This window comes from Arthrobacter agilis, from assembly GCF_002953615.1.
GTDB classification, from domain to species: domain Bacteria; phylum Actinomycetota; class Actinomycetes; order Actinomycetales; family Micrococcaceae; genus Arthrobacter_D; species Arthrobacter_D agilis_B.
The window spans coordinates 3,077,753-3,082,996 of sequence record NZ_CP024915.1 but is presented as its reverse complement, the minus strand read 5'-3'; the positions used below and the strand labels follow the sequence as shown (position 1 = coordinate 3,082,996).

The window sequence follows — 5,244 nt, the reverse complement described above, 5'->3', positions numbered from 1 at the left end:
GGTGAAGGACCGCAGGCGGGTGGGTCTCGCCACCTTCGCCGCGGGGGCCCTCGTCGCCGGGCTGATCGGCGGTGGCGTCGCGACGGCCGGCTTCAACGCACTGGACGACGACGGCCCCACGGGTACCGCGCAGTCCGTGCCGGAGTCGATCGTGGTGAACAACACCGACGACGTCAACACCATCACCGGAGCGGCCGTGACGGCGTCTCCGAGCGTCGTCACGATCGCCGTCAGTGGTGGCAGCGCCAGTGGCTCGGGCTCGGGCATCATCCTCGACACGGACGGGCACATCCTCACCAACACCCACGTGGTGACCCTCGGCGGACAGGTGTCCGACCCGACGGTGGAGGTCAAGCTGAACGACGGCCGCGTCTTCGCGGCGACCGTGGTCGGGACCGATCCCCTCAGCGACCTCGCGGTCATCAAGATCGACGCCCCGGACCTCACGGCTGCCACGCTCGGCAACTCCGACGAACTGAACGTCGGAGACACCGCGATCGCCATCGGGGCTCCCCTCGGATTGAGCGGCACCGTCACCGACGGCATCGTCTCCACCCTCAACCGCACCATCAGCGTGGCGTCCTCGGCCGTGCCGGAGGAGACCCCGGACAGCTCCGAGTCCGAGGACGGCGAGGGTTTCAACTTCCTGCCGCCCGGTGGGTCCGGTGAGCAGCAGACCCAGTCCCAGGGCTCCATCTACCTCAATGTCATCCAGACCGACGCCGCCATCAACCAGGGCAACTCGGGCGGTGCGCTCGTGGACGGGGACGGGAAGATCATCGGCGTGAACGTCGCGATCGCGTCGGCCGGTTCCGGCGAGTCGACCGGGAACATCGGTGTGGGCTTCTCGATCCCGATCAACTACGCCGAGCGCATCGCCGACGAGATCATCGCGGACGGCGAGGCCACGCACGGCTTCCTGGGCGTCAGCGTCACGCCGTCGGCCGGTGACGGGTCCCAGACCACCTCGACCTTCTCGTCCGGTGCGCTCGTCGAGTCCGTCGAGCCCGGGTCGCCCGCGGAGGAAGCCTCCCTGCAGGTCGGAGACGTCATCACGAAGGTGGGCAACTTCCCGATCAGCGATCCACAGTCGCTGACGGCGGCCGTGCGGATCCAGACGGTCGGCCAGCAGGTACCGGTGGAGGTCATCCGGGACGGGGACACCCGCACCGTGGAGATCACCCTGGCGCAGGTACCGACGCAGTAGGGACCAGCCACGAGCAGCAGGTGACAACCCGGAAGGCGGTCCCGTGTCGGGGCCGCCTTCCGGGCGTCCACAGCACCTCGGCAGGCAGCGCCGGGCCCGGAAGCGTCACCCCGCTATGGTTAGCTAGTCGATGGGAAGATCCCCGGACGAGGAAGGTCATCAATGGACGAGGCCACAGCAGGCGGACTGCGCATCGCGGTCCTGGTGAAGCATGTTCCCGACGCTCAGTTCGACCGCCACATCAGCGGGGACGACCTGACCACGGTACGGACCGAGAGCATCCTCTCCGAACTGGACGAGTACGCTCTCGAAGCTGCGCTCCAGCTCGTCGAGGCGAACGGCGGCGCGACCGGCGGCCACCGGGTCACGGCCATCACCATGGGGCCCGCCGCCGCGGTGAACGCGGTCAAGAAATCCCTCCAGATCGGCGCCGACGACGGCGTCCACCTCACGGATGAGGCGCTCACGGGTTCCGACGCCTCGGCGACCTCGAAGGCCCTGGCAGCGCTCCTGCGCCACCTCGGCCCGTTCGACCTCGTCCTGACGGGCATGGCGTCCACCGACGGGGAGACCTCGCTGGTGCCGGCGCAACTCGCGGAGCGACTCACCCTGCCCCAGGTGACCTTCGCGGCCTCGCTCGACCTGGCGCGCGAGGATGGCGGCTGGAGCCTCACCGCCCGCCGCGACAACGACACGTTCGCCGAGACCATCGAGGCACCCCTTCCGGCACTCGTGTCCGTGACGGACCAGATCAACGAGCCCCGCTACCCGAACTTCAAGGGCATCATGGCGGCGAAGAAGAAGCAGATCCAGGTCCTGTCCCTCACGGACGTCGGCCTGCAGCCGGACGAGGTGGGCTTCGCCGGGTCCTGGACGAAGGTCGAGGCGGCTGCCCCACGGCCGCCACGCAGCCAGGGAACCGTCATCACCGACGAGGGCGATGCCGGCATCCGGCTCGTCGACTTCCTCGCGGGACAGAAACTCCTCTAGTCCGCCGACCGCACGACCGATCCGTCCAGGAGATCCCCATGACCACCGTCCTCGTGTTCCTCGACCACCCCGGAGCGAGCCTCGCCAAGAGCGAGCGCGAAATCCTGTCCCTGGGGGCCTCGCTCGGTGAGGTGGTGGTCGCCCTCGCGGACGAGGCCGGGCCGGCCTACCTCGACGGCGTGGGCTCCTACGGGGTGCGGGAGTACTACCGGCCCGAGACCGCCGCCGTCTCCGAGGTGCTGGTCGCGGGAAAGGCGGCATTCCTGGCGGCAGCCGTGCGTGCCTCCGGTGCCGGGGTCGTGCTGCTGGGCAACGCCTACGAGTCCAAGGAGATCGCCGCCCGGCTCGGTGTGCGGCTCGAGGCCGGTGTCATCACCGACGTCGTCGCGCTGGACAGTGACCTCACGGCCACGAAGTCGGACTTCGCGGGGTCCTACACGGTGGAGTGCCGGGTGACCACGGACGTGTCGATCCTGACGGTCAAGCCGAACAGCTTCGAGGCCGTCGAGGCCGGCCCGCCGTCGTCGCCCCGCGAGGTACCGATCCCCGTGGAGCTGCCGCTGGCCGCGGCGCGGGTCACCGGGCGCGTGGACAAGCCGGTCAGCGGCAGGCCCGACCTCAGCGAAGCACGCGTCATCGTTGCCGGCGGGCGCGGAGTGAACGGGAACTTCGGCCCGCTCGAAGAGCTCGCGGATGCCCTGGGCGGTGCGGTCGGTGCCTCGCGTGCGGCGACCGACGCCGGCTGGATCGAGCATTCCGCCCAGATCGGGCAGACCGGCAAGACCGTCTCGCCCCAGCTCTACATCTCGGCGGGGATCTCCGGCGCCATCCAGCAGAAGGCAGGGATGCAGACCTCCAAGGTGATCGTCGCGATCAACAAGGACGCCGACTCGCCCGTCTTCGAGATCGCAGATTTCGGTATCGTCGGTGACCTCTTCACGGTGCTGCCGCAGGCCACCGACGAGATCCGGAAGCGCGGCCTGTAGCGGTGACCCGGAACGGTGACCCGGCAGCTCCGGAGCGGGTGCTGGTCTTCGCGGCACACCCCGACGACATCGACTTCGGGGCGTCCGCGACGATCGCGGGCTGGACGGCCGCCGGGTCGTCCGTCAGCTACTGCATCCTCACGGACGGAGACGCCGGCGGCTTCTCAGCGGAGGACCGTCCCGGCATCGCGGGCCGGCGCCGTGAGGAGCAGACCGCAGCGGCGGAGATCGTCGGCGTCACCGATGTCACGTTCCTGGGGCAACCCGACGGATACCTCGAACCCACGGACACCGTGATCCGCGCGATCGTCCGGAGGATGCGCGAGGTACGTCCCGACATCGTGCTGTCGATGCATCCCGAGCGGAGCTGGGACCGGATCCAGAAGAGCCACCCGGATCACCTCGCCTGCGGTGAGGCCGTCACGAGGGCCGTCTACCCGGCCGTGGAGAACCCGTTCGCCTACCCCGAGCTCGAGGCGGCCGGAATCAGGAGTTTCCGCGTGCCGTGGCTGTGGTTCTACGGGGGACCGGCGCACCTCGAGAACCGTTTCGTCGATGTGACCGGCTCGGAGGACGTCAAGGTCGCCGCGATCACGGCGCACCGGAGCCAGCACCCGGACGTGGAGCGGATGCAGGCAAGGGTGCGCGACATCCTCCGGGAGAACGCCCGGCGCGGGGGCCTCCCGGAGGGGCGCAGCGCCGAGTCCTTCCACGTCGTGGGTATCAACACCGACGAGACGATCGCCGGGTTCTAGTCCCGCAGCAGGAGGGCCCCCGGCGACGATCGGCGGGGGCCCTCCTGCTGCGTCGGTGGATCACGCTCCGAGCGGGATCTCCGCGACGATCGGCAGCGTCGGCGTCGCCGAGCCGCCCTCGGGTTCGACGGTGATGGCGATCGCGCTGAATCCGCCGATGTCCGAGAGCTCGGTGACCTTGGTTCCCGCGACATCCTCACCGGACATGGTTCCCACCGACACCGGAGCCGTCCCGTCGGAGGGGATGCGCCACATCTGGTAGACGAATCCTGCAGCCGGCGCCGGGACACCGCTGAGGGTCACGACAGCCGCGTTCTCCTCCCCGGACACCGCGAGGTCGGCCACGCCGCCGGCGGCCAGCGTCAGTTGCTCCGTCCGGACGTCGGACGCCTGCATCACCTGCTGCTCGACCGTGGTCTGCTCCAGGTTCTGGGCGATCGTGACGCCACCGACGGCGATGACCACGGCTGCAGCCGCAGCGACCACCCAGCGTCCGGCCCGGGAGGACATCGACGCCTTGGCGGCGCGACGCCGTGCGAGGTCGTCCTGGCCTGCGCCGTGCTCCGCCTGCTGGACCCCCTCGGCCCCGGGACCCGGAACGGCCGCCAGGCCCGGTCGGGGGAGCGAACCGGTCGGGGCCGCTGATCCGTCGCCGGACTGCCCGGCTCCCGGGAGCTGTGCGACGATCCGTTCGAACAGATCCGCCGGCGGTTCCACCTCGCCCGCTGCGTAGACGGAGGTCACCGTCTCCCGGCAGGTACGGACGCGATCGGCGAACGTCGCGCTGGTCGCGGGGTCCGTCCCCTCCAGGAACGCCTCGATGATCCGGCGTTCGTCGGAGCTGATGGCATCCAGCGCGTACAGCTCGGCCCACTCGAGGAGGTGCCCGCGGGCCAGATCGGTGGCGAGGTCATCGGCGAATTGTCTGTTCATATCCCTGTCCTGCATCTCAGGCCACCCCCAAACATGTCTTGAGTCGGAGCAATCCGTCACGGATTCTCGACTTGATGGTCGGCACTGCGACCCCGAGCTTCTCGGCCACCTCGCGGTAGGTGAGCCCGCCGTAGTAGGCCATCCTCACCGATTCCTGCTGCGTCTCGGTGAGCGTGTCCAGACACCGGACCACGCTCTCCGCCTCGAGCCGCTGCGTGACCGTGTCGACGACGTCGTCGTGGTCGATGGTCTGGGTGGCCGCGCCGTAGCGGGCCTCCCGGTCCGTGGCACTCTGCTCGGAACGTACCTTGTCCACCGCACGGCGGTGCGTGAGGGTCATGAGCCAGGCCATCGGGCTGCCCAGCTCCGGATT

At 69.7% G+C, this 5,244-nt stretch carries 6 protein-coding genes; 4 read left to right on the top strand and 2 right to left on the bottom strand.

The features are described 5' to 3' along the window. The 4 genes from CVO76_RS15040 to CVO76_RS15025 all read left to right on the top strand — a co-directional run. Nucleotides 1–1,207, top strand: a 1,207-nt coding sequence (locus CVO76_RS15040; protein ID WP_279628579.1) for a S1C family serine protease, incomplete at its 5' end; no start/stop codon positions are given. Between the two features lie 162 nt (nt 1,208–1,369). Then, complete coding sequence (locus CVO76_RS15035; protein ID WP_208739968.1) at nt 1,370–2,197, top strand: electron transfer flavoprotein subunit beta/FixA family protein; 828 nt, start codon at nt 1,370–1,372, stop codon at nt 2,195–2,197. 38 nt (nt 2,198–2,235) lie between these two features. Further along, entirely contained in the window at nt 2,236–3,183 is a 948-nt protein-coding gene (locus CVO76_RS15030; protein WP_208739967.1) for an electron transfer flavoprotein subunit alpha/FixB family protein, read from the top strand. Nucleotides 3,184–3,185: 2 nt separating this feature from the next. Further along, nucleotides 3,186–3,938 carry a PIG-L deacetylase family protein gene (locus tag CVO76_RS15025; RefSeq protein ID WP_244186015.1) on the top strand — a complete coding sequence of 251 codons (753 nt, stop codon included), beginning with the start codon at nt 3,186–3,188 and terminating at the stop codon, nt 3,936–3,938. A 60-nt stretch (nt 3,939–3,998) separates the two neighbouring features. On the opposite strand, the gene CVO76_RS15020 is transcribed toward CVO76_RS15025, so the two are convergent. Together CVO76_RS15020 and CVO76_RS15015 are read right to left on the bottom strand one after the other, a co-directional pair. Next, nucleotides 3,999–4,871 carry an anti-sigma factor gene (locus tag CVO76_RS15020; RefSeq protein ID WP_208739966.1) on the bottom strand — a complete coding sequence of 291 codons (873 nt, stop codon included), beginning with the start codon at nt 4,869–4,871 and terminating at the stop codon, nt 3,999–4,001. A gap of 16 nt (nt 4,872–4,887) precedes the next feature. Further along, nucleotides 4,888–5,244, bottom strand: a 357-nt coding sequence (locus CVO76_RS15015; protein WP_208739965.1) for a sigma-70 family RNA polymerase sigma factor, incomplete at its 5' end; no start/stop codon positions are given.